This window comes from Vibrio sp. FE10 (assembly GCF_030297155.1).
Lineage (GTDB): Bacteria > Pseudomonadota > Gammaproteobacteria > Enterobacterales > Vibrionaceae > Vibrio > Vibrio apostichopi.
Genome location: NZ_AP028067.1, coordinates 1,653,221 through 1,678,073, shown reverse-complemented (window position 1 = coordinate 1,678,073; position 24,853 = coordinate 1,653,221). Strand labels below are relative to the sequence as shown.

Sequence of the window (24,853 nt, the reverse complement as noted above, 5' to 3'; positions counted from 1 at the left end):
GAAAAACTCCTTAATACAGTGAATGGCCGTTGCGTTCGACATACTCACTATCGAGTCGTCCAAACATGGTTCGGTAGCTAAAAGCCGTGTAGCACAGAATGATTGGCACCATCACAAACGCTACGCCTGTCATTATGTTCAAAGTCAGTTCGCTCGATGTTGAATCCCACAACGTTAAGCTATGGCTTGGGTTAATACTCGATGGAATAATGAATGGGAACATCGAAAAGCCAGCCGTTAAAACAATGCACGCATTAGTAAAACTTGAGCTGATGAAAGCCAGTGCGTCCCATTTTAACCTCGCGCTAATCAGCGCCAACAGCGGAATGAGCACACTGCCAATCGGCGCAAACCACATCCAAGAATTAGTCTCAAAATTGGTTAACCAAGCACCGGTTTCTGCTATCGCTTGTTTGTTTAACGGGTTTGAAACAGCGCTATGGTTCAGCTCACTGACAATCAAATAACCATCAATGTAGCTTATCGCTAAACCACCAATGACCATCAGGGTAGCCACAAGTATCGCACTCGCCTGCGCAACCAATCTCGCCTTGTTGTATAGCGCATCTGTCGTTTTCATCATCAGCCAAGCACCGCCTTGCAACAACGCCATCAATAACCCAACGAAGCCACACAGCAGAGCAAACGGATTAAGCAAATCAACAAACGATCCGTGGTACTCAACCATAAGCAAACTATTGAGCGAGAAAGGAAGCCCTTGCATCAAGTTGCCAAACGCGACACCAAATAAAATCGGCGGAAAGAAGCCCGAGAATGAAATCGCCAAATCACACACTTTGCGCCATTGGTCGTTATCAATTTTGGCTCGGTACTCAAGCGCAAGAGGACGCAGCCACAATGAGATAAGCGCTAAGTACATCGCCACATATAAGCTTGAAAAGGATGTCGCATACACTAAAGGCCAAGCCGCAAACAAAGCGCCACCTGCGGTAATTAACCACACTTGGTTGCCGTCCCAATGGGGTGCGATGGAGTTAATCATCACTCGTCTTTCAGAGTTGGTTTTACCGATAAACGGTAATAACGCTCCTACTCCCATATCGAAGCCATCAGTGATCATAAAACCAATCAGCAACACACCGATTAGCACCCACCAAATTAAACGTAATGTGTCATATTCGAACATGAGTCAGTCACCTATTGTTGAACTTGTTGTGCCAATTTGGCTTCAAGCGATGTTGTTGTTTGTTCATAGTGATAACGCCCTGTTTTCAAACTGCTCGGGCCTTTTTTGACGACGGTAATCATCAAGTAACTTTCAACAATGATGAAGACGGTATAGAGGCTAATAATGAGCGCGAGAGATGTAAGTAAGTTCTCAACGGTTTGCGAAGATGCCGCAACTGCAACAGGGAGAATTTCACCAACCGCCCATGGTTGACGACCATACTCCGCAACAAACCAACCTGCTTCAATTGCCACCCAAGGTAATGGAATCGACCAAAGCGCCGCCTTCAATAACCAAGGTTTTTGAGTAATGTTTTTACGGTAGGTTTGTAAGAAAGCCGCGCCAAAGACAAACAACATAATGAAGCCACAACCCACCATGATTCTGAATGACCAGAACAGAGGCCACACAGTTGGGATTGAATCATCGGCTGCTTGTTGGATTTGCTGTTCGGTAGCGTCAGTCACTGTATCTGTATATCGCTTGAGCAATAAGCCGTAGCCAAGGTCATGCTTGGTTTGATCGAAAGCTTGTGCGGTATCATGTGAGGTATCGCCAGATCGCAAACGCTCTAGCAATTCATAAGCAACAATACCGTTTCGAATACGCACTAAATGTTGATCGCGCAAGTCATGAAGACCCGTCACTTGCTCGTCCAAAGATCGCGTTGCGATAATCCCCATCACATAAGGAATTTTCACAGCGAAGTCCGTTTTGCCTTCCTCTTGGTTGGGTAATCCAAACAAGGTAAAAGCGGCTGGAGCTGGCTCGGTGTGCCATTCCGCTTCAATGGCCGCCAGTTTTACTTTTTGAACGTCACCCAACTCATAACCAGATTCATCGCCCAATACGATGACTGAGATAATTGAAGCGATTCCAAAGGATGCCGCCACGGCGAAAGAGCGCTTGGCAAAGGCAATATCTCGGCCTTTCAACAAGTAATATGAACTCACGCCAAGGATAAACATCGCACCGCAGGTATAAGCCGAAGCGACTGTGTGCAAGAACTTAACCTGAGCAACAGGGTTGAGCACCACTTCGGCGAAGCTGGTCATTTCCATACGCATGGTTTGATAATTGAACTCCGATCCGATCGGGTTTTGCATCCAACCGTTAGCAACCAGAATCCATAATGCAGAGAAGCTAGAGCCCAACGCCACCAACCAAGTCACGACGAGGTGTTGGCGTTTGGAAAGCCTTTCCCAGCCGAAGAAGAAGAGGCCAACAAAGGTGGATTCGAGGAAGAATGCGACAAGGGCTTCAATTGCAAGAGGAGCACCAAAAATGTCGCCGACATAGTGAGAATAATAAGCCCAGTTGGTGCCGAACTGGAACTCCATGGTTAAGCCAGTCGTGACACCCAAGGCGAAGTTAATACCAAACAGTTTGCCCCAAAAGCGAGTCATATCTTGATAGATTTGCTTACCAGTGAGCACATAGATCGACTCCATGATCGCCAGTAAGCAAGACATACCGATAGTTAACGGGACGAAGAGAAAGTGGAACATAGCGGTTAGCGCAAACTGTAAACGCGACAATTCAACTACATCAAACATTTAAGCTCCAAACATCATAATGATGGCTTTCATATTAAGAATTGGATCGTATTTCAGCACAGTTCGAACAAACCAAACTAGAACAGATTGATTGTTAAAAAACAGAACAGATTGTTTATCCAGTCAGTAGAGACTAGCGTTGAAGTATGAAGCAGCCGGTAACTCAGCTAACGGCAGAACCTTGCGATTCCATGGTTCTGATTAGGTGGCCGAGCGTTTGAATGGCCTGTGCGATTTTGTCGTCGCACGCATACGAGCAATTAAGTCGAATGTGATGGGAGAACTTCTTGTCACTACTGAATATGATCCCTGGCGCGACAGAGATGTTGTGTTCAAGTGCTTGCTCATAAAGCTTCTCAACACAAACAGAGTGAGGCAATTCTATCCAAAGGAAGTAACCGCCTTGGCTTTTATGAATCAGAGCACTCTTAGGCAAACTGGATTCTAGAAGTGCTATATGCGCCTTCTTCCTTTCATTCAGCAATTTACGAAGCTTTTTAAGATGATTGTCATAGCTATAAAACGTCAGGTAGTGAGACAAGCCAAGTTGGATAGGAATACTGCTGGAAAGTGTCGATAGGTGCTGTAATCGTTGAATCTTTAGCGCTTGTTTTCCAGCCACTACCCAACCAATTCGAAAGCCCGGCGATAGTGATTTAGAAAACGAACCACAAAGCATGATTTGTTCATCAGAGTCATAGGCTTTGGCGGGCAATGATGTTTGATTCCCGAAGTGAAGCTCTCGGTATACATCGTCTTCGATCATAGGGATCTTGTGTTGGTTCACCAATTCGGCCAGTCGTTGCTTGTTGCTGTCACTCATAGAATAACCAACTGGGTTTTGTGATTCCGTCATGAACCAACACGCTTTGATGTCCATCGACGCGAACACCGACTCCAACACATCAAGATCGATTCCGGTTTCAGGGTCTGTTGGTATCTCAACTGCCGTCAGGTTTAACCTCTCAATGGTCTGCAACACGCCATAGAACGCAGGATACTCGATAGCGACCAAGTCACCCGGCTCTGTGCAAGATTGTAGGCACAGATTGAGCGCTTCCATCGCACCAGAGGTAATCACGATGTCATCTGGCACTACATTTAAACCGTGCATTTGGTAACGTTGGGCAATTTGCCTACGGAGTATTTCACTGCCCGGAGGTAAATTGGTGAGCATGCTGTTATCCGGCATTTGGCGGCTGGCATTGGCTAAACTGCGCGACAATGCTTGATGCGGAAACAAAGCAGGGTCTGGAAATGCCGAGCTAAGTGGAATAATGCTAGGGTCTTTTGCTCGTTGAAGTACATCGTAAAGCAGGTCGCTGATTTTAACGGGATACGGTTTGATAACTTTTTGTTGCGCGTGTTCTGAGGTGAATACATTTCTACGCGGTAACACGAAATAGCCGGACTTAGGTTTTGAGCGCACATAGCCTTGGTCTTCAAGCTGTTGATACGCCTGCAGCACCGTCTCGATACTGAGTTTATAGCGCTTACATGCGTCTCTAATTGATGGGATTTTCTCACCACTCAGCCAAATGTTTTGTTCTATCTGATTCTTGATTGTATTGGCGAGTATCTGAGATTTTTTCATCAAAAAGTCTTTTCTATCTAATGTGTAAAAGATTACTAAACCGTGAATATTCGAAGTACTCGGACATTCAGGTATAACAAAGCCCTACCCTAAACCCAATTACCTTCACGGTCGACTTGTTTATCTCTCCCATAAGAAAAGGCACCACTCTCGTCAATCAAGTGTGGTGTCTTAGCTACTTAGTTAATTAGTTACTTAGTTTAGGTTAACTAGCTGACTAGTTAGCTGGACGCCAAACGCCCCATTTGTCGTTTTCATAGGTCGCTTCAGGGTTTGTACCACCCTGAACCCACCATTGTGCTTTCCACGACTGGTTCGAGTAAGTCACTACTTCACCGCCAAGGTAAGTCGCTGATGAATCCCAAGTGCCTGGATCTGGCGTAGGGTCCGGGTCAGGTGTCGGATCAGGATCCGGCGTTGGATCTGGGTCTGGTGTTACGCCACCGTCATCAGCAATCACTTCAAACGTGAAGGTTTCAACACTTTCGCTTTCAATTGAGCTAGCAACGAATGACAAAGTTTCGTTCGCTGTAATCGCAGTCGTATCTACCACAATTGAAGCCGTGCCGTTGTTTTGAATGCTAACTGCAGAACCTTGAGTCTGTGTTAGGTTTGCTGCTTCGCTCGTTGCAATCACAACTTTATCGCCAGCATTAACAACATTGTCACTCTTCACTAGTTCGTAGATGTCACCTTTTAGCGGCTCTACACCACCTTCGCCACCGTCAATCAGCGTTAACTGACCAGAAGCACGGCTATCTTTTGAGTTAAAGAAATTGCGTGACGGATCGTTTTGGAAATACATGTAGTGTTCCATTTCGGCATGCCAGTCACCGATGAAGATCGCACCATCTTTAAACTCTTCATGCCAACCGTTGATTTCTGAAGCCAACAAGCGAGCCCAATCGTTAACGTTTGTTCCATCAATAACAATGTCGAAGCTACGTGCTACTTCACCGTATTTGTTGATGATGTCGTACTTAACTGTATCGCCAATTTCTGGTGTTCCAAATTGGTCGGAAACAAACAAGTCGCCACGAACTAGATCCGGTTGTGGTGTTGGATCTGGCGGAGGTGTTGTACCACCCGCGATGGTGATGTCTGAACAGTTGTAGAAGCCTTCGCCCGCTGCATCGTCACGTTGCCAACGCACATATAGGATCGCGTCGCCAGAGCGGTCAGATGGAATGGTCACGTTGATACGGTATTTGCCACCGCTTACAGGAACATTGCCCACTTCTTGGATAAGATCTAAGTCACCCCACGCTAGGCCTTTGCTCAGGTCTGCGTTTGGTTTCGTTAGGTAGAACTCCCAAAATGAAGGGTTGTGTGGTGCAGTCGCGTTGAATACATATTCAAACGTGCCTGTGCTTAGCTCGGTGCGAGTCCAACCAGTATGAGGCGCACCCATACCACGCTTTTGCGAATCATTGGCATAACACAATGTGCCATCAGGAATCGCCGCTTTCACAGCATTGATGTTGTTGAAATCTTGAATATTTTTCGCGTACTCGTTACGTTGAACGAACGGGTAAGAGCCAGAAATATCTTTCGCTTGAGCACATGCAGCGTTAGGTGGTGTACCCGACCAAATCCCGCCTTGCTCGTAACACGTGTTCTGACGTGCGCTTGGAAATTCAGACCAACCATGAGCATTTGCCACTGACGGCACACTCGATAGCATAGCCATACCTACTGCTACTTTTAATATATTATTATTTATTGTTGTCACTTTCCCACTCTCTATTATTTTACCCTGAGCACAACGTCAACTGGTCACTTACCAATCAACATTGCAGTTCGAAGGTTTATAGTTTTTATTTGAAGAACAACGAAAAATATATACGTCAATTTTATCAATAACAGCGGGTTTTATATTGATAGGAATCAGCATCACACAACTCAAACAAATGCATTGTAGATAGATGATGTTGCTTCGAATTATTGGATCTCAGTATTCCGTCTTGATTGAGGAAACAATATTCAAAGTGAATAAAAAAACGGCTTAATGATTAAGCCGCTTTGGGGTTTGTATATCGAATAGAAACTAGAGCCTAATCGATTAGTGGAATATTAATCTAACTTTTTCCACTGCTGTTCAACCCAATTAGGGTCAATTGCAATTCCTGGTAAATAATCTTCATTGTTACACTCTGCCGCCCAAGGGCCGTAACACTCATAGACTCCCTCACCTTCAAATAGAACGATGTCTCCATCCACATAGCTACCAAAACCTTCTGGGTAAACATAATCATGTTCAGGTGGTGGTGTGCCAGCTTCAACTAAATGGAAGTTCAACGTCTGCTGCCCCACCAACTTGCCTTCGTTGTTTTTCACACTCACGACTAACATGTGATGGCCAGCTTCTGATTTGGATAAAGGCAGCGCTACAGATTCTGACGAATCACCTTCTACTTCACCACTCCAGTGCGCTAATGACTCTCGACTATGGTTGTACACCGTCAGCTCAGCTTTAGCATCACCTTCAGCCACCAGTGTTAGGTCTAGAACTGTTGCTTCTTCACCAATTACGTATTCAGGCTCTAACCCTTCAACCGTGAGTGAGGTGTCTGGTTCCGGTACTTCAACATCGTAGCCTATTTCTACACTCTGAATACCACTGTCTGTATTAACGTATATCGGGTTTACGCCATAAATTGGAGCAAAGCCGTTTTCACTCAACACGCCCGACTTAATATTCTTACGTTCTTCATTTACTTTGGTCGCTAATGCTTTTGACCAGTTCTTTGATTGGCCAGCTTCGCTGTCTGTAATCTCAAGACGAGTACTTAGTGCAACATTTTCGCCAGAACCATCAAATACACGAGTATAAACCGCATCACCTTCTCTTAGGTTGGCGGTCGGTATTATCTGACCTGCTTTGTCCCAATCCGGTAGTTGCGAATCATCACCATCAAATACCACATCAATCGCATTGTAGAATGCCTTGTCTGTGTCACCGACATCCCAAACAGCCAAAATGACATGGTAACCTTCTCGCACAGGTACATCACAGGTATGAGTAGCCGTGTCTTGTGTCATCTCTCCGTGACCATCAACCTCACAGAAAGGTGTTAGGTCAAGGGCTGCTCGTTCCAATGGTTCATTCTGATCCCATCCTTCTTTCGTGATGTAATACTTGAAACCAGCCGCTATGTGGTTAGCCCTAAATGTCCATTCAAATTCTTGAGATCCCGCTTCTATTGGACGTTTCTGCCAGCGCTCTGAAGTTTGTTCATCTAGATTTCTTGCGATTGATATTTCAGCACTGGCAATATAGCCGTCAGCAGGTCCACCTTCTGGGAAGCCATCGAAGCCTTCCACACTTTGCGGCTCATACTGTATGTTGCCACAATCCATGTTCTTCGCCTGACCTTCAGAATCTTCTAAGTGGCACAAAGCGACACGACTTATTATGTTGCCTTCATCATTTAATGACACAAAGCCGTGTGCAATAGCCCCACCACACACGGTAGACAAAGCGATCGCTAAAGCCGTTTTCTCTATTCCAATTCTCATAACATTTCCATTTAAAGACTTCATATTTCCAATTAAAGGCCCACATGATCTTTGCCTGTCGACCTAACCAACGTTCTAAGTTGAGCAAATATGCGATTCGTCATTAATGCTTACTCAGCACAAGCATTAACAAAGCAAATGCATATCAGTCAATTTGAGCATGGTTGAACAATGAGTGAATATTTAGTCAATAAGACTGATTGAGAATCAACAAAGCTCATACGAAGTAGAAAGTGAATTATATATCTGAAAAATATGAGGTTTATCCAGAAACCAAAGGAAGCTATGGCTAGCTATTTTAATAATGCTTGGGTTAGTAAGAGATGTACGTTGGTGAAGCAGGGGTAAATTGAAATTAGTTAGAAGTCATAAGGGACAGTAAATATAGGTGCGTCTCGTCAAAATAACGATTTTGACGAGACGCATTGGAATCAGCGTATTTAATAGCGGCTATGCATGCCCATGCGATGTGACATGTCGTCGTCCATACGACCGCCCTTCCAGCCGCTTCCACCCAAGAGGTTGAGCACATCACGCGCGGTGTAACTCTCGCCGCCGAAGAAGTCATTAGACACATCATTACGTAACAGTTGGATAGTGGGAACCAATTCAACATCAAGATCTTGTGGATCCGCAAACAAAGATAATGCGATTTGTTGTTGGCGTTTACTTAGTTCATGAGCGCTGGTTTCAACTTGTCCGATAGAGAAAAAATCGCGGCTTCCGTAACTCTTTACCATCTTTGCAGACAGGAGTTTGATTACCTTTTTGATTCTTCGTCGCTGAATATATCTAAACACTCTAATTCCCCTTCCAATTTACAAATATCACATCAAATGTTGTTCAGATTTGAGCAACACTTAGAATGTCACTCTTTATGATGATGCTCAATATATAACGTCAGTAATATACTGATTAACAATGCGAAAAAGCAATTTCAAGACGAATACTCTTTGAACCGCTTCTCATTGAAACGGATAAAAAAGTAAATTCTTAGGTAAACCATGGTTCAGAACACTAAGCACTTTCTCACGCAACCATAACGTACCTTGGTCACGTTGATGCCGCACATGCCAAGACATCGAAATGGGCCCCGGCTGCATGGTGAATGGCGTTTTCTTAATCACCAGTTCTCCCTTGCTCACGCTTTCCGATATGATCGGTAATGGAATCGTCGTGATCATGTCAGTATTGATTAACAACCTCGGTATGGAGTAACAGTGGTTCACCGTCATGGCGATGCGCCGTTTCAATCCCTTCTGTCCTAGTAGCATGTCTACCCCGCCTGTCGCCTCACCTGACAACGAGAGCAACAAATGATCGGCACTAGCAAAAGCACTCAGCGATAGCTCTTCACTAGCCAACGGGTGATTTGCACGCATTGCGCACACAAAGTGATTATCAAACAGATGTTGAGTTTGAACTTGAGCTGAGTTGCCTTCGAAATAATCCAAAACCATATCAACATCGGCACTGAGCAATAACTTTTCTCCATTGACGTTGTAAGGCACGGCGTGAATATTAACGTCAGGCGCTTCAAGCTCTATTCGTTGCTTTAACGGCAACCAAAACAGATCTGCCATCCAATCTGTGGTCGCGATTCTAAACGTACGCTTCAACGTCGCAGGATTAAACTCACCACGCTCAGTTGCAATCCGTATTGATTCTAACGGCTCTCCAATCATTTTCCACAACTCGACGGCGTAAGGGGTTGGGCGAATCCCTCTGCCTTGTTTCACGAATAAAGGATCTTTCCAAGCGTGACGCATTCGAGAGACTGCGTTCGATACCGATGGTTGCGTCATCGACAATCGATCGGCAGCCACGGTAATCGAACTTTCCTGCATGATTGCATCAAAAATCACCATTAAATTCAGATCGACATTCGCCATCTTGCTTGCCTAATTACACGGGGAGTTAGATGAATGAGTATCGACAAACACATCACATTAATCAATGCATATTATACCAATCATCAATTAGACGGTAAGTATCAAGTTGGGCAAAGTGAGTTCCACAGGCAGATTAACCCGCTGCTAGAAAAACAAATTAGATGACTCACTTATAAGGAAATACGATGAAAGCCGTATATTTAGAAGAGTATGGAAATGCGCAAAACTTAACCTTCGGCGATATAGACAAACCCACCATCACACCAAATCAAGTGCTGATCAAAGTACAAGGCGCAGGGGTAAACCCTGTCGACTGGATGGTAAGAGAGGGATTCTTAGAGGCTACTGGTCAACATGAAATGCCACTCATTGTTGGCTGGGATGCAGCAGGACAAGTTGTCGAAAAAGGCAACAATGTAAGCAACCTCAAACTTGGGGAGCAGGTCTATGTATATGCGCCCATTTCTGAACAAGGCGCCTACGCCGAATATCTTGCTGTCGATAGTGATTTAGTAGCAAGAGCGCCCAAGTCTCTCGACATTGTGACCGCTGCGGCTGTGCCATTGGCCGCAACAACTGCATGGCAAGCACTTGTTGAAGGCTGTCAACTCAAAGCTGGTCAACGTGTCCTTATTCACAATGCATCCGGAGGGGTTGGTAGCTTTGCGGTTCAAATAGCGAAAGCGCTCGGCGCTTATGTTATCGGAACAGCATCAGCCAGCAACAAAGCCTACTTAACGGCTTTAGGGGTCGATCAATTCATTGATTATCAAACTCAGCGCTTTGAAGACCTAGTTGATGAGTTAGATGCTGTACTCGTCGCTGTTGGGGGTGATGGCATTGCAGAGCGTTCACTCGAAGTTGTACGAAAAGGTGGCAATGTAGTTTCACTGTTAGATGACATTGAACGCGCATTACCACTGCAACTAGGCGTAAATTTTCAACGTTGGTGGGTTTCACCCAATGCCAGAGATCTACAACGTATTGCCGCTTTAATTGATGATGGCGTAATTAAAGTGAACATCGATAAGGTGTTCCCATTATCTGAAGCCGCTCAAGCACAGGAGTTAAGTCAATCGAAACGTGCTCGTGGCAAAATCGTATTGGAAGTTTCGCTGTAAACACTATCAAATAGAGAGGATATAAAATGGCCATTAAACAAGCTTTTCGTAATAAGAACCTACCCGATATGAGCAATGCGTTTAGTTGGGGACTGAAACTAAGTGAATTCAGCGAAGTATTCTTTGTGACAGGACATGCTGACTGTAACCCGGACTTTATTACTCAACACCCTAATGATCCTGTTGCTCAAACACGATTAATTTTAGACCAAATGAAGGCATTCTTAGAAGAAGCTGGCTTTAGTGTTAACGACATTGTCAGGACGGATTGGACATTTAACAACGAAGTAAACTCTGCACAATTCGAAGGCATTGCTCATGTTTGGGAAGCGTTTTTAGGTGATGTTGAAGTAAAACCAGCAACAGGCACGTTGCGCTATGTTCAACGTTTAGGGATGCCAGATATGATGGTTGAATATGAGATGATGTTAGCCCGATAACTGCCGAGCTTTCCAATCCTAAGATTCAACCGTCTTACTCAAACGATAAAGGCTTAACCAAACAACAGATAGGTTTGATTATCGACTGAGATACTTTTGACTTCAGTGTTGAACACGGACTCTAGTTGCTCTGGAGTCAACACTTGTGCCGCAGCACCAGAAGCTTGTAAAACGCCTTTATCGAGCAGCAACACCTGGTCGGCGTGTCTTAGAGTGCGGTTAAGATCGTGGTTTGCCATGATCACAGCAATGCCTTTCTCTGCCACTCGTTCGATGAGCTTGTAGAGTAAGGCTTCTTGAGCAATATCCAATGGCGCCGCGGGTTCATCGAGAATCAGCAGTTTGGCGTAAGGATTAAGCGTCGGCCAGATTTGTAGGCACATTCCTGCCAACCGAACGCGTTGCCATTCACCACCAGACAGTGTCTGAATTGAACGGTGAAGTTTGTCTGTGATGTCCAACATCTGGCTTATCTCTTCCAAAGCTGCGTTGATTTCAGTATCAAGGCCGTGTGAGGAACTTGGCAGTGACAACGCAAGGTATTGGAACACTTCCAAATTGAAGGCGGGTCTTGCGCTTTGACAAAGATAAGCACGGTGTAATGATAAATCTTGTAGCGACAACACTGACAAGTCTTGTCCATCGAGCTTTATATCGCCTTTATAGCCATCACCAACGCCAGATAACGCTTCCAGTAAGGTACTTTTACCGCTGCCATTGGGGCCGATAACGTGAGTCACCTGCCCTTGCTTGAGCTCAAATGATAGCGGTAATAAACGAGCGCCAACGCCCAGGCTCTTAATTTGAATCATGATTTTTAATTAACATCCAAATGAAGATAGGCGCACCGATACTGGTGGTCATCACACCCAAAGGTAATTCTGCAGAATCGAGTAATGTACGCGCGCAAATATCAGCAAACACTAACAATGCAGCGCCAGCAACGGCAGACAAAGGAAGAAGGTATTTGTTATCAGTACCAATCGCTAAACGAAGTAAGTGTGGCACAACCAAGCCAACAAAACTGATCACGCCGCCTAGAGCTACTGCGCAACCGACTAAAATAGACACAGCGAAGATCAAACGCCAACGCAGTTTTGGCACGTTGACACCCAGTTGCGCAGCATGAGTTTCGCCAATCATCAGCTTATCTAACTTACTGCCTTGCAGGCACAGCCAAATAATCACTGGAATCATGACTAACGTGAGCGAGTGTTGATACCAAGTCACGCCGCCTAAACTGCCCATCAACCAGTACATCAATAAGCGAAGGCTGAGGTCATCACTAAAGTAGAAGGCCCACGTCACCATTGCGCCGGAAAGAATGCCTAACGCGACACCCACCAGCAATAATTTAGCCGTAGTCAGCCGCATCGTCTTGACCATGCTCACCAGAATTACGGTAAAACAGAGTGACCCTAATACGGCAGCGATCATGAAGAGTTCAGGCGTTGGAGCAAACGGTAAGAAGAACAACACGATCACCATCGCCAAGCTCGCGCCACCGGAAATACCGAGCACACCCGGCTCTGCCAATACGTTGCCCAATAAGACTTGTAAGCTTGCGCCAGATACAGCCAAGCCAGCCCCGATAGCAATAGCGGCCAATAGTCGAGGTAAGCGTAAATCAATCAATAGTTTTTGTTCTAACGTGGACAAGGTGCCCAGAGGGGAAATGAAGAGATCGCCAACCATTAGGTAAATTGCACTCAGCGCGACAAGCAGTGCTGCCATGATATAAATGGCTCGCGTCCATTTGCGCTGTTTTTGGTGAAGAAGTTGTTGGAAATCCATATCAAGCTACTTTGAAAATGTTCGCGTAACCTTACCTGTATACCCAAATAAACTCAAGGCTCACACCGTAATGTGAACCTTGATATTTCAACCAGTTGAGCGGTTATTTTAATCGCTTAAACCCAACTCGATATTAATCGTATACAAGCTGACCATGGTCGAAGCGCGTTTCAACTTCACACACCATCAAGGCAGCTCGTTGACCGATGGCTACATTCCGATTTGGGAACACAACGGCTTCGTTTTCATTCTTCGCCATTAATGGTTTATCACCATCATGACCAAACACTTCACCGTGCTTGAACGCGGTAAAGTTCTCTACAGAATCAGAGAACATGAAATCGAAGTCATCATGCAAGCGTACAATAGTGCGGCTCACACGATACATGATGGTTCGCTTAGGTAGATGCTCAGGCTCAGCTTCAGCAATCAAGTTACGCATTGCCAAATCAAAAGCAGTGAGCTTATCAAGTTGGTTTTCACCAATTCTTGCTACCTGACCCAGCTCCATTGTCAGTGCTTGCGCTTCAAAGTTTTCAGCGCTGTACCAACTGAAGGTGCTGGTTGGTGCATTCGACAGCAACACAGCTTCAACGTGAGCACTGTTGATGAAATCGAAAAGCTCCTTGTTGCGTACTTCGTGTCGAACCTTAGGGCTCACAGCGAACGAGTAATGCTTAGATAAACGGATTGCGCAGTGCAAATCTAGATGCCAACGAGTGGCAGGTTCCGTTTCTTTGTAAAACTCAGTAACCAAGAACTTCAAGTTCTTCGCGATATCCACTTCTCGGTTGCTTTCGTGCTGCTTTTCATCAAACAGACGATTCATATTCACATCGAGAAAACGCGTATGTGCATTGGTCGCTTCTGGGTGAGCGATGATAAACAAGCATCGAGCATTTACTACTTGAAAGCCTGTCTCAATATCCTCAACTAATTTATCTACTAGCTCCATCGGTGAAGTTTCGTCACCATGAACACCTGTTGAGAAGATGATGTTCTTAGTTTCAGAATTATAATCCGCGGGAATTACTTCCAATACACCACGTTGATGAAGCTTAATTTCAACACCGTTACTCAGTACGGTCTGTCCTGCAAACACTTCTTGCTCAAGATCTAGGCTGTCAAAAAGAAATGATTGGCGAAAGAGGGTCTTCGTCATGCGCTACTCCTTAATTGCACGGCCGTATGTTAATAAATTGTACATAGAAATTGTGTCGCTAGGATCGCACTTATCAACAGAAACTCCGTTATCAATCACAAATACTACCCATATATTTTTATATTACCTGCTGGCTTTACTAACCGACACCTGTTCCAAATAACTTTCTCTAATTAAAGTAACTTTGGGTCGTCTCAGCTTTCTCAAGTCATGTCAGCAAGATAAGAGCCACGTAAGCTAACACAGCTCTGACCTGCTATGAACAGATTGAGATCAATTAATCTTCCTGATTCAGCAATCTTTCGAATTCATCGATTTGAACTTTGACCATGTCGATACTTTGTTGCCAAAAATCAGCTTGAGTCAGGTCCATTCCGAGATGCTTTTGCACCACTTCTTCCGCCATCATGCTGCCTGTATCACGAAGCAATGAGACATAATCACCGTAGAATTGTTCACCCTTAGCGTCACGTTGTGCGTAAACGCCTTTACTGAACAAGTAACCGAACAGGTATGGATAGTTGTAGAAGCTCACTTGAGAGATGCTGAAGTGCAACTTGCTCGCCCAGAAATAAGGGTCGGCTTCTGTCATTGCATCGCCGTACCAGTCTTTCCAAGTGGTTTCCATCAAGTCGCACAGCTGTTTAGCCGTCAGCTCACCTTTTTCACGCTGCTCGTAAAACGCTTTTTCAAATTCGAAACGTACTGGAATGTTCACCATCAAAGCGAGTGAAGAAGAAAGCTCTTCCCACAGCATTTCAAGTTTCTCATTGCGTGTTTGAGCTTGTTGTAACAAGTGATCACGAACGATGTTTTCAGCAAAAATAGAAGCTGTTTCTGCCAGCGTCATTGGGTAACGGGTCTTACACAACGGCATGTCTTTCATTACCCAGTTGTGGAACGCGTGACCAAGCTCGTGTGCCAGTGTCATTAAGTCAGAGCGGCTACCGCTCCACGTCATGAACACTAGCGGGGTGCGTGTCGCAGCAAATTTAGTGCAGTAAGCGCCTAAGCGTTTGTTGGCTGCAGGCGCGGCATCAATCCAACCATTCTCAACCATTAATGCGACAAATTCAGCCATCTCTGGATTGACTTCGGCGAAGGCAGTTTTGATCACTTCGATCGCTTCATCAAATGGGTAGACTTTAGATTCATTGTCACCCAGTGGTGGCATCGCGGCTAAATGGTTCCAAGGCTTCATTTCGTCTAAGCCGTGAACTCTTGCCATCAACAGACCCGCTTTTTGGCCTACTTCGCGATTGGCTTTAGCTACCGACATCATAGTGTCTAGGGTTTCTGGAACAATTCGGCTGCCATGCAGGCTTGGATCTAAGAAATGTACGTCGCTTATTTTCGAGCGCTTTTTGTTTTCAGTCAGTCGCCATCCAGCCAATGCGTTTAGGATCGAAGCAAAAGACTCTTGATGCGTTTTCATAGCACCTTGAACCGCGCGCCATGCTGGTTCTTGTTTGTCGAATTCACTGCCATACAACAAACTCGCGGCTTGAGAAAAGCCTAGAGCTTCGTCTTCACCGTCCAGCTTCAGCGACAGTTTCAAAGAACCCGTTAGGTTGTCGTATAAACGACCCCATCCATCACGGCCGTCCACTTTCATTGCTGCTAAAAGCTGTTCTTCAGCAACGCTGAGTCGGCTGCTCGATAATTTGCGTGAGCTTTCAATAGCAAAGCGCTGCCCTGCTACATCTGCACTATCATGCTCTAATACGGCATTCACAAATTCAGGTTCTGCGTGAATTAACGTGTCTTCATAAGGGCTGAATGCTTGAGACATTTCGGAGTTCAGCTTAGCTACACGGCCAAGCAGTGCTTTGGCTTCTGTGTGTGTCGCGTCGACCGATGCGTGACAGTTAGCAAAGGTATTGATAGTGCTGAGTAACGTGCCTGCCGCTTCTGAGGTCTGGATTGCGTTTTGCATTGCCAGAATGATGTGACGCTTTTCAACATGCAGGTACAGCAGTTCAATACACTGTTGAATGAGTTCGATGTCTTGTTCGATTTTTGCATCATCAAGATCGCGATAAGCAATGCTTAAATCCCAACTTGGAGTTGTCATGACTAAATTCCTTTCACGTAGGTAGTAATACCAATCTGGTATAGCGACTGTTCACGCCGCTTTATACTTCTAATTACTTTTAATACTTCTAATATTTTTAGTAGATTGTTAATTCTTAAACTGTGTTTTTTGAACACTCAGAGAACCGGTAGCCCTATCGCTTTAACGCTGATAAAGCTCTGCGCAAACTGAGTGACTTGAATATGGGTTATCGACGCATTCTCAATCGATAACTTCGAGTACAAGCTCGGATTTTTCCAATCAATATCAAGGCAATGCGCCAATAACATTCGAATTACGCCACCATGAGTAACCAGCAGTAGATTGTCACTTGGATCATTCAAAAGTTGCGACCAAGCTTGAGTTACTCTGTTATGGAAGCTCTGTAAACTTTCCGCACCAGTCAGTTGATGGTTTGCGGGATCTTGCCAGAAAGTGTCGAGCATCGCCCACTTGTCTTCAAGTTCATCAAATGCGACCCCGTCCACTTCACCAAAGTTCATTTCTTGGAAATCAGGAGCTACTGACAAAGGCACCGACATGCGCTCTGCATACAGCTTTGCCAGGTCACTGCATCGTCTTAATGGTGACGTAATAACACCATCGAAAGCGACATCATGCTGAGCCAACGCATCACAAATCTGTTGTTGAAGGTTTGGGTTAACCAACACATCAGATAAACCATTCAGTGCAGCTTTTCCTTCAACCTTACCATGTCGAAGTAGATAGATATTTTTGGTTGTTCCATTGACCATGTGTGCGACCTAGCCTTGAGTATCAAGCGAGTGATTAGATGGTTTTAAGTGCAGTGGCAATCCGGCAGCTATCAACGTAACTCGTTCGACAACGCGAGCCAATGCTTGGTTCATTCGCCCTGCATTGTCTACAAACAAGCGCGATACTTTACCCAGCGGAACCACGCCAAGCCCGACTTCGTTAGACACCATGATAATTTGCGCAGGGCTTTGCTCTACACTTCTAACCAAGGCTTCAACCACAGCTTCAATTTGCTTGTTGGTCGCATCATCACCCAGTTCAAAGATGATGTTGTTCAGCCACAATGTTAGGCAGTCAATCAACACTACATCATCTTGGTTAAACGACTGCAGTTTCGTGGCTAATTCGACAGGTACTTCATGTTCAATCCATTGCTCACCGCGACGGTCTTTATGATGGGCGATACGCTCACGCATTTCGTCGTCTAGATAAGTGGCGGTCGCAATGTAATGCAAACGTCCATTTGAACATGCTTCAAGCGCACATAATGCTTGTTGTTCTGCATAACTCGACTTGCCCGAGCGAGCGCCGCCTAAAACAAGATGGCGATAACTCTGATACGCTTGATTATTGGTTGTCATGTGTTGTCCCTGAAGTCCTGAATGCGTTACATAAGGCCGTTATAAAAAGCAGCGGCGAACGCAACGTAAATCAGCAACTCCATCAACTGTTGAGCCGCACCTAAGCAGTCACCAGTAAAGCCGCCAATTCTAGCTATTAACCACTTTTTAAAACCCATTCGAAACAGAAAGGCAATAACGGATAAAACAAGCGTAAATGCCAAACCAAACCACAAGCTTGGCAGCACGCCAATAATAAGCAGAAAGACAAGCTCGCCTTTGGTTTGTTTGTTGGCCAATGGTTTACTTTTACTGGTGTCCAAATCGCTGACATAAGGCATGTCGTAGATAAGGGAAGCCGCGACCGCCCGACTAAAGGTATAACTCGTCACGATAACCATAAACAGTCCGGTCATGCTTATGAGTTCATTCAATAAAACCCATTTACCGAGCAAAGCCATAATCAACGCAGACGCGCCATAAGTGCCGATTCGGCTGTCTTTCATGATGGTTAAACGGCGTTCCAATGTCATGCCGCCACCAATGCCATCCGCCATATCGGTTAAGCCGTCTTCATGGAAGGCACCCGTCAGCATCAAGCTAAAACTCATCATCAAAAAGATGGCAATCGAGCTTGGTAATACTGTATCAAGCAACAGAAAAAGACCACCGCACAAGACACCAAGCAACAAACCGACCATTGAGAAATAACGACCCGAACGGTTCATTCGCTCCGATGAATAGGGTGTATTCTTCGGCATTGGCAAACGAGAAAAGAAGCCCATTGCCAATGAAAACAGTTCCCATTGATAAGCTGCGCGAGCTTTCAATGATCTTTCTGGTGCATCACTCATTAAACAGTGACTCCTGCACTCTCGAAACTCGCCATGTTGTTATAGAACTCGGCTGCCGCACGAATAATTGGCATAGCTAGAGCTGCGCCCGTGCCCTCGCCTAATCTCAATCCAAGATCGAGCAGCGGTTCGGCGTCTAGCAGCTCTAATAAGATTTTGTGCCCTGACTCTTCAGAGCGATGAGCGAAGATCATGTAATCACGGCAATTCGGTTCAATTAAGGTTGCGACATACGCAGCGACTGACACGATAAAACCATCGACCAATACAGGGGTTTTGTTTTGATAAACGCCTAGGAAAGCACCGACCATTTGAACGATTTCATAGCCGCCGACCTGAGCTAGTACCTCTTTAATATCTTTAAGATCTGTAAGCTCTTTAACTTCTTCAAGCTCCAAGCCTTTGCAACGAGCAACACCCTGCTCAACCACCGCGACTTTTCGAGCTAACTGCTCGTTATTGATACCAGTACCTAAACCAACACACTCCGCTGCAGTTCGGTTTGCTAGCGCACTTAAAATCGCTGAAGCGCTGCTGGTGTTGCCGATGCCCATTTCACCAAACATGATGATATTCGTGCCATTTGAAATGGTTCTAGATACAAGCTCTGTGCCTAGTTCAATCCCGCGTTCAACCGTTTCTAAACTCATAGCCGCTTCGTTGGCAAAGTTATTTGTTCGTGTACCTAAGCGCTGAGAGATCAGCATTGGGCTATCAGATTCGACTGGTAACAAAATCCCAGTATCCACCACCGTAATATCGATGTTGTTCACCGCACAAAAGCAATTAATAGCTGCGCCGCCGTTTAAGAAATTCAACACCATCTGTTGTGTGACAGCACTTGGGGCAATACTCACGCCTTCGTCAGCAATGCCATGGTCGCCAGCAAATATGATGATACTTGGCTTGTTCAACTCGATGTGTTCAACCGCAGCTTCTTTGCCTTGGCCCTGAATCAAGGCCAGTTGATGTGCGACTTTTTCTAGTAGGCCAAGCGCACCGAGTGGCTTGGTTTTTTGGTCAATGCGATGTTGAATGGACTGTGAGTATTTTGTATCTAACATAAAATTAGTGGCACTTAAATTGAGGAAACGAGTTTGAGAGCGCTTATTCTGCTTGAGCTAAATGGGTAAAACTATTTAGGGCGAGCGACAGAGAACACATTGGAAAGCGTGGCGTATTCACCTCCACCCAATCGAGATAAAGGATCAAGAGCTAACGCGTCGATCTTAAGACGCTCACTGTCTTTGTCGATGATATCTTCCGAGATGTACACGGTTTCGACCTGAGCAAATATCAAGCTTTGCGGAACCTCGCCGACTTCTTTTACTTCATACAAGGTGCAACCGAAAGCCACCGAGCATTCTTTAACTCTTGGTAGAGAAAATCCTTCAAATTCAACGAGCTCGATATTATTCAACGTCACTTCAGATTCACCATGATCCAGTGTCGCAGCGGTCGCCGTCATCACCTCAGCAGAACTTGCCGATGCAATATGAATGACCAACTTACCCGTTTCAAGGGCGTTGCGAGTAGTGTCTTTGATTTCACCTGAAGGCTTTTTCCCAACCGATAACATCAGTAGCGGCGGGTTGCTGGAAACAGGCGTGAAATAAGAGAAAGGCGCTAGGTTGTACTCTTGGTCAGAAGATTCCGTCAATGCCCACGCGATCGGGCGAGGAACAACGGTTTGTGTCATCAGGTGATAAATTTGAGTGGGAGCAAGAGTATCAAGCTTGAGGTTCATAGCACGTCCTTGGTCTATGTGAATTACGACTCAGTTTACGTGTTAAGCAAAGCCGTATCTATGCCTAAGTAACAGAAACCGTAGAGAGTGTTCTTAATTTAAACAGATCTCGCTGATTTTTTCTCAAATTGACAATCAAATTGACGAACCCTAAAACACCTACAATACTGATAATAGATTTATCAATAACTTACGTTTTGGCATCGTTTATGCTTTATTAAATGTGTTCAACAGAATCAGGTTAACGCAGCTATTTAAGTTGAATTGCTCTTAAACACTCTCTCTTAAGCGCAATACATTCTACATAGCATGCACAGAACAAGGAGTGTACTCATATAAACTTATTTACCTACTGCCCGTGATGATTTAGGAGGTTCTAATGTTCGCTAATCAAAGCAAAAGAAAACCGATTAAATCTAGCAAGAAAACCAGCAAAAAAGTGAAGGCTATCCCACTATCTTTCACCTAATCTCTCCTCTTGAAAGCCCACTCTGTGGGCTTTTTTATGCTCATCTTTTATAACGCTACCTATTCTCGGGACACCCCTTGGCATCACAATGTGCTTGTTCCTTCACATTAACAACGATGAAATTACGTACATTCGAAAATAAGGTTTAAATTAAAACAATAACTTAGATAAGTGTTAGGGATAATCATGAGTATTTCAGGAGACAAAGCATCGGTCATTGTTGCAGGAGCAACAGGCCTGATAGGTTCACACGTTTTGGATTTACTCATAGACGAACCCGCGGTCGAGCATATCTATGCTTTGTCCCGAAGAGCACTTGATTCTCAGTTTAACTCCAGCAAACTCCACACGCTCATTCACAGTGACCTGCAAGTAACAAGCTGGGACGATACCAAAGCGACGCCCAAATTAGGCGTTATCTGCCTAGGTACAACCAAGAAAAAAGCCGGTTCTAAAGAAGCATTGCGTAAAGTCGACGTTGAATTAGTCAGCCAGGTGGCTCAGTCGATGAAGTTTATTGGAGTCGAAAGACTTGCTGTGGTTTCAAGCTATGGTGCATCACCCAGATCTTATTCTCATTACCTAAAATGCAAAGGACAAATGGAACAGAACTTGATGCGAATTGGCTTCAAGCAGCTGTTTATTGCTCGTCCTGGCCCTCTTATTGGCGAAAGAGCACAACCACGAGCCGATGAAAAACTCCTACAAAGTCTCTTCCCTCTGATCTCACCATTTATGATTGGTAAATATAAAAACCTGCGCCCTATTCAGTCAAAAGACGTGGCACAAGCCATGTTGTTCCGATTATTCGAAAATAATTTCCAAAATATAGAAATTTACTCGTCAAGTGACATGCTCAATTTATTGGCAAAATATCGCTAAAAAGCTCATCTATTCACCAAAATATTGGATATCCATTCATCCCATTGAGTGGATATTACTAATTGTTCTAATCAATTACTTTTCTTTATTTTACGTTTTGTAACAGAACGTTATCTTAGCTAACAGTACTTAAGCCTATATATCTAGGCCGCCCATCAATCTGAAGTAATTCATAAGGACATTAAATGTCATTCCCAACTATCGCTGCCTTAGCGGTATTCATTGGTATTCTATTTTTTCTCTACGGACAGCAGAAAAAAGAAAACACACTTTCTCGCCTTGTTCTATTAGGTTTAGTTTTTGGTAGCGCATTCGGCCTAGGCTTACAGCTGCTATTTGGCGAAGGCAATCCGGCCATCAAAGAAACGTTGGATTGGGTAAATGTTGTTGGCAGTGGCTATGTTGGCCTACTAAAAATGGTGATCATGCCATTAGTATTGGTTTCAATGATTGCAGCCGTGGTGAAGCTTGAGAAAGGCGGTTCACTGGGCAAGATTTCAGGTATCACTATTTCAGTATTACTGGCAACAACGGCGATCTCTGCGATTGTGGGTATTGCAGTGGCTCAAGCATTCGGTCTTTCGGCAGAAGGCTTAACCGAAGGTGCTCGTGAAACGGCTCGTATCGCAACACTAGAAAGCCGCATGGGAAGCGTGTCTGACCTAACGATTCCACAAATGCTGGTTAGCTTCATTCCAACGAACCCGTTTGCAGATCTAACCGGTGCTCGCTCTACTTCAATCATCGCGGTGGTTATCTTCGGTGTGCTTACAGGCATTGCTGCTCGTAAAGTAATGGCTGAAAAAGAAGAGCTAGAGTCACCAATTCGCACTTTCGTTGAAGCGGCTCAATCTATCGTAATGCGCTTAGTTAAGATGATTATGGCACTAACGCCATACGGCATCGCTGCGTTAATGGCGAAAGTTGTCGCAACATCAAGTGCTTCAGACATCCTAAGCCTACTGGGTTTCATTGTTGCTTCTTACGTCGCAATCATCCTGATGTTTGTTGTTCACGGTGTTTTGGTCTCTTTTGTTGGCGTAAACCCAAAAGAATACTTCCAGAAAATCTGGCCTGTACTGACATTTGCTTTCACCTCACGCAGTTCTGCAGCAACGATTCCACTGAACGTAGAAGCTCAAATTACTAAGCTAAACGTGCCACCAGCGATTGCTAACCTGTCTGCAACTTTCGGTGCGACAATTGGCCAGAACGGTTGTGCGGGTATCTACCCTGCCATGCTAGCAGTTATGGTTGCGCCAACAGTGGGCATCGACCCAATGGACATCAACTTCATTCTGTCTCTGATTGCGATTATTACGGTGAGCTCATTCGGTATCGCGGGTGTGGGTGGCGGTGCAACTTTCGCAGCGCTTATCGTACTGCCAGCTATGGGCCTTCCAGTGACTATCGCAGCTCTACTTATCTCTATCGAACCACTTATCGATATGGCACGTACTGCGCTTAACGTATCAGGTGCAATGACAGCCGGTACGATTACAAGTCGTATACTAGGTAAGAAAGAACAAAAAGAGTTGGAACAAGCGAACGCTTAATTCGACTTCCTTATCGATGAGCGATTAAAGCTCTTGGTATGAGTAAACAAAAACCGATGCACATGCATCGGTTTTTTATTATCTAGCTTTTATCAGAATCACTTAGTAAGCGACAGAACTTAAAGCACCAACTGAATCACTTTCTCAGCTAATGCTTCATCGTCGTCTTCACTCAATCCGCTGATACCAATAGCACCAATCACCTGCCCTCGACATTGGATTGGAACACCGCCTTTGAAGCCAGTGATCTTTGAGTCTGTCCAGTAACTCAGGTCTTTCCCTGTTTCTCTTGCCCAAGCGCCTAAGTTGCCACTCGGTTGTCGATCTCGCGCTGAGGTATAGGCTTTGTTTTGAGCTAACAACCCCGCCTGTACGCTGACGTTGTCCATTCGAGAAAACGCGAGCAGTTCACCATGTGTATCACACACGCTCACCGCAATAGCTTGGTTGTTATGCCCTGCAATATCGAGCGCACTGTACACCAGTTGTTGTACGATTTTTTGATTCAACATGTCCATCCCCTATGGCAATGCCTGACCACGTGAATACACGTATAAGTTGTACCACTCTTCACGACTTAAGGTAATTTGAGTCGCGGCTGCAGAGGCTTTGATTCGCTCTAGATTAGTCGTGCCGATGACAGGCTGAATACTTGCAGGGTGACGCAGTAAAAACGCCAACACAATCGCTTCACTTTCAACACCATATTGATTTGCCAACTTAGCCACATAGTGCGCGGTCTTTTTCACGTTTTCATGTTCTGAATACAAGCCTTGCTCTGCAAAGCGACCTTGTGCCAAGCAGCCCCACGCTTGCAATTGAATCCCCTTCATTTGGCAATGCTCAAGTGTGCCTGCAGCAAAATCAGATTGATGATGACCTTGCGAATTAATCATCACCCCATCATTAAGCCAATCAAGCTTTGCCAAGCTCATTTCAATTTGATTCGCCACAATCGGCTGACCAAGTGCCGACTGTAGATACTGGATTTGGTTGCTGTTCATGTTAGACACACCGAAGAAATCGACCTTACCCTGTGTTTTCAAATCTTCTAGCGTTCTTGCTAACTCATCGAGTTCCATGAGCGGATCAGGGCGATGCAAAAGCAACACGTCGAGCTTTTCTGTATTCAAGCGATTCAGAATACCCTCTACCGATTGACCTACCCAATCTGCCGAGAAATCATAACGACCAACGTTGCCCTCGCCTTCAAAACGAATACCACATTTAGATTGAATGAACATCTGATCACGCAATTCAGGGGTTTGTTGTAACGCTTGGCCAAAGGCTTGCTCTGCTTTGCTGAAGGTATAAATGTCAGCATGGTCGAACAGATTGATCCCCGACTCTAGTGCTGTGTCAATTACGCTGCGCGTTTGAGCTACATCCGCAGTCGTTACTGGATTGTCGTTCCAACCACCACCAAGCCCCATGCATCCATAAGCGACTTGCCCAACATTCGGAAGATGGTTTGATAATGGAATATTCTTTTTATCATCAGTTTTGTTTGTTGAATCCATGCTGTTCGTCATACCTGATCTCGCTTTGAAGGTTTGATGCCAATAAATATGCCTCTATCATATTGTTCTTTTTAGAAAACAGAATATGCTAGTTACGAATTGATTGTTTTATATGACGAACAATAGGATTGGCCAGTTTTGAAGGAA

Annotated in this window: 22 protein-coding genes; 4 read left to right on the top strand and 18 right to left on the bottom strand. The window is 44.9% G+C overall.

The features are described 5' to 3' along the window. Positions 1 to 10: 10 nt before the first annotated feature. The 7 genes from cydB to QUF19_RS07590 all read right to left on the bottom strand — a co-directional run bounded on the left by cydB (position 11) and on the right by QUF19_RS07590 (position 9,750). Positions 11 to 1,147, bottom strand: a complete 1,137-nt coding sequence (gene cydB / locus QUF19_RS07620) for a cytochrome d ubiquinol oxidase subunit II (protein ID WP_286298326.1) — start codon at positions 1,145 to 1,147, stop codon at positions 11 to 13. An 11-nt stretch (positions 1,148 to 1,158) separates the two neighbouring features. Continuing rightward, positions 1,159 to 2,745, bottom strand: a complete 1,587-nt coding sequence (locus tag QUF19_RS07615; protein WP_286298324.1) for a cytochrome ubiquinol oxidase subunit I — start codon at positions 2,743 to 2,745, stop codon at positions 1,159 to 1,161. 163 nt (positions 2,746 to 2,908) lie between these two features. Next, positions 2,909 to 4,339 carry an aminotransferase-like domain-containing protein gene (locus QUF19_RS07610; RefSeq protein ID WP_286298323.1) on the bottom strand — a complete coding sequence of 477 codons (1,431 nt, stop codon included), beginning with the start codon at positions 4,337 to 4,339 and terminating at the stop codon, positions 2,909 to 2,911. 217 nt (positions 4,340 to 4,556) lie between these two features. Continuing rightward, positions 4,557 to 6,029 carry a lytic polysaccharide monooxygenase gene (locus QUF19_RS07605; RefSeq protein ID WP_491851264.1) on the bottom strand — a complete coding sequence of 491 codons (1,473 nt, stop codon included), beginning with the start codon at positions 6,027 to 6,029 and terminating at the stop codon, positions 4,557 to 4,559. A 383-nt stretch (positions 6,030 to 6,412) separates the two neighbouring features. Continuing rightward, a complete protein-coding gene (gene gbpA, locus QUF19_RS07600) occupies positions 6,413 to 7,858 on the bottom strand; it encodes an N-acetylglucosamine-binding protein GbpA (protein WP_286298320.1) in 1,446 nt (481 codons plus the stop codon). A gap of 440 nt (positions 7,859 to 8,298) precedes the next feature. After that, positions 8,299 to 8,658: a DUF6559 family protein gene (locus tag QUF19_RS07595; RefSeq protein ID WP_286298318.1), complete on the bottom strand. Its 360-nt coding sequence runs from the start codon at positions 8,656 to 8,658 to the stop codon at positions 8,299 to 8,301. A 165-nt stretch (positions 8,659 to 8,823) separates the two neighbouring features. After that, a complete protein-coding gene (locus tag QUF19_RS07590; RefSeq protein ID WP_286298316.1) occupies positions 8,824 to 9,750 on the bottom strand; it encodes a LysR family transcriptional regulator in 927 nt (308 codons plus the stop codon). 185 nt (positions 9,751 to 9,935) lie between these two features. Between QUF19_RS07590 and QUF19_RS07585 the strand changes: the two genes are divergently transcribed. Both QUF19_RS07585 and QUF19_RS07580 read left to right on the top strand, forming a co-directional pair. Further along, complete coding sequence (locus tag QUF19_RS07585) at positions 9,936 to 10,871, top strand: NADP-dependent oxidoreductase (RefSeq protein ID WP_286298314.1); 936 nt, start codon at positions 9,936 to 9,938, stop codon at positions 10,869 to 10,871. 26 nt (positions 10,872 to 10,897) lie between these two features. Beyond that, on the top strand, positions 10,898 to 11,311 hold the full coding sequence (locus QUF19_RS07580) for a RidA family protein (protein WP_286298312.1): 414 nt from the start codon (positions 10,898 to 10,900) through the stop codon (positions 11,309 to 11,311). A gap of 53 nt (positions 11,312 to 11,364) precedes the next feature. On the opposite strand, the gene btuD is transcribed toward QUF19_RS07580, so the two are convergent. The 9 genes from btuD to QUF19_RS07535 form a co-directional block, all read right to left on the bottom strand. Next, a complete protein-coding gene (gene btuD / locus QUF19_RS07575; RefSeq protein WP_286298310.1) occupies positions 11,365 to 12,123 on the bottom strand; it encodes a vitamin B12 ABC transporter ATP-binding protein BtuD in 759 nt (252 codons plus the stop codon). Continuing rightward, a complete protein-coding gene (btuC, locus tag QUF19_RS07570) occupies positions 12,110 to 13,105 on the bottom strand; it encodes a vitamin B12 ABC transporter permease BtuC (RefSeq protein WP_286298305.1) in 996 nt (331 codons plus the stop codon). The genes btuD and btuC overlap by 14 nt, the downstream gene beginning before the upstream one ends. 133 nt (positions 13,106 to 13,238) lie before the next feature. Continuing rightward, positions 13,239 to 14,267 carry a succinylglutamate desuccinylase gene (locus QUF19_RS07565; RefSeq protein ID WP_102307313.1) on the bottom strand — a complete coding sequence of 343 codons (1,029 nt, stop codon included), beginning with the start codon at positions 14,265 to 14,267 and terminating at the stop codon, positions 13,239 to 13,241. A gap of 277 nt (positions 14,268 to 14,544) precedes the next feature. Continuing rightward, positions 14,545 to 16,341 carry a M3 family oligoendopeptidase gene (locus QUF19_RS07560; RefSeq protein ID WP_286298299.1) on the bottom strand — a complete coding sequence of 599 codons (1,797 nt, stop codon included), beginning with the start codon at positions 16,339 to 16,341 and terminating at the stop codon, positions 14,545 to 14,547. Positions 16,342 to 16,478: 137 nt separating this feature from the next. Beyond that, positions 16,479 to 17,096, bottom strand: coding sequence for an alpha-ribazole phosphatase family protein (cobC, locus tag QUF19_RS07555; RefSeq protein WP_286298297.1), 618 nt, complete (start codon positions 17,094 to 17,096; stop codon positions 16,479 to 16,481). A 9-nt stretch (positions 17,097 to 17,105) separates the two neighbouring features. Beyond that, positions 17,106 to 17,699, bottom strand: coding sequence for a bifunctional adenosylcobinamide kinase/adenosylcobinamide-phosphate guanylyltransferase (gene cobU / locus QUF19_RS07550; protein ID WP_286298295.1), 594 nt, complete (start codon positions 17,697 to 17,699; stop codon positions 17,106 to 17,108). Between the two features lie 26 nt (positions 17,700 to 17,725). Continuing rightward, the gene (locus QUF19_RS07545) at positions 17,726 to 18,532 is read right to left on the bottom strand and encodes an adenosylcobinamide-GDP ribazoletransferase (protein WP_286298293.1); all 807 of its coding nucleotides are present in this window, start codon (positions 18,530 to 18,532) and stop codon (positions 17,726 to 17,728) included. Next, positions 18,532 to 19,596: a nicotinate-nucleotide--dimethylbenzimidazole phosphoribosyltransferase gene (gene cobT / locus QUF19_RS07540; protein WP_286298291.1), complete on the bottom strand. Its 1,065-nt coding sequence runs from the start codon at positions 19,594 to 19,596 to the stop codon at positions 18,532 to 18,534. The genes QUF19_RS07545 and cobT overlap by 1 nt, the downstream gene beginning before the upstream one ends. A gap of 71 nt (positions 19,597 to 19,667) precedes the next feature. Further along, positions 19,668 to 20,279, bottom strand: a complete 612-nt coding sequence (locus QUF19_RS07535) for a flavin reductase family protein (RefSeq protein ID WP_286298289.1) — start codon at positions 20,277 to 20,279, stop codon at positions 19,668 to 19,670. A 655-nt stretch (positions 20,280 to 20,934) separates the two neighbouring features. On the opposite strand from QUF19_RS07535, the gene QUF19_RS07530 reads away from it, so the two are divergent. Together QUF19_RS07530 and QUF19_RS07525 are read left to right on the top strand one after the other, a co-directional pair. Beyond that, positions 20,935 to 21,630 carry an NAD-dependent epimerase/dehydratase family protein gene (locus QUF19_RS07530; protein ID WP_286298287.1) on the top strand — a complete coding sequence of 232 codons (696 nt, stop codon included), beginning with the start codon at positions 20,935 to 20,937 and terminating at the stop codon, positions 21,628 to 21,630. Between the two features lie 185 nt (positions 21,631 to 21,815). Further along, a complete protein-coding gene (locus QUF19_RS07525) occupies positions 21,816 to 23,186 on the top strand; it encodes an L-cystine transporter (RefSeq protein ID WP_136994367.1) in 1,371 nt (456 codons plus the stop codon). Positions 23,187 to 23,305: 119 nt separating this feature from the next. Here QUF19_RS07525 and QUF19_RS07520 read toward each other — a convergent pair whose 3' ends face one another. Continuing rightward, the gene (locus QUF19_RS07520) at positions 23,306 to 23,698 is read right to left on the bottom strand and encodes a GlcG/HbpS family heme-binding protein (protein ID WP_286298280.1); all 393 of its coding nucleotides are present in this window, start codon (positions 23,696 to 23,698) and stop codon (positions 23,306 to 23,308) included. A gap of 9 nt (positions 23,699 to 23,707) precedes the next feature. Further along, complete coding sequence (locus QUF19_RS07515) at positions 23,708 to 24,718, bottom strand: aldo/keto reductase (protein ID WP_286298278.1); 1,011 nt, start codon at positions 24,716 to 24,718, stop codon at positions 23,708 to 23,710. Between the last annotated feature and the right edge of the window lie 135 nt (positions 24,719 to 24,853).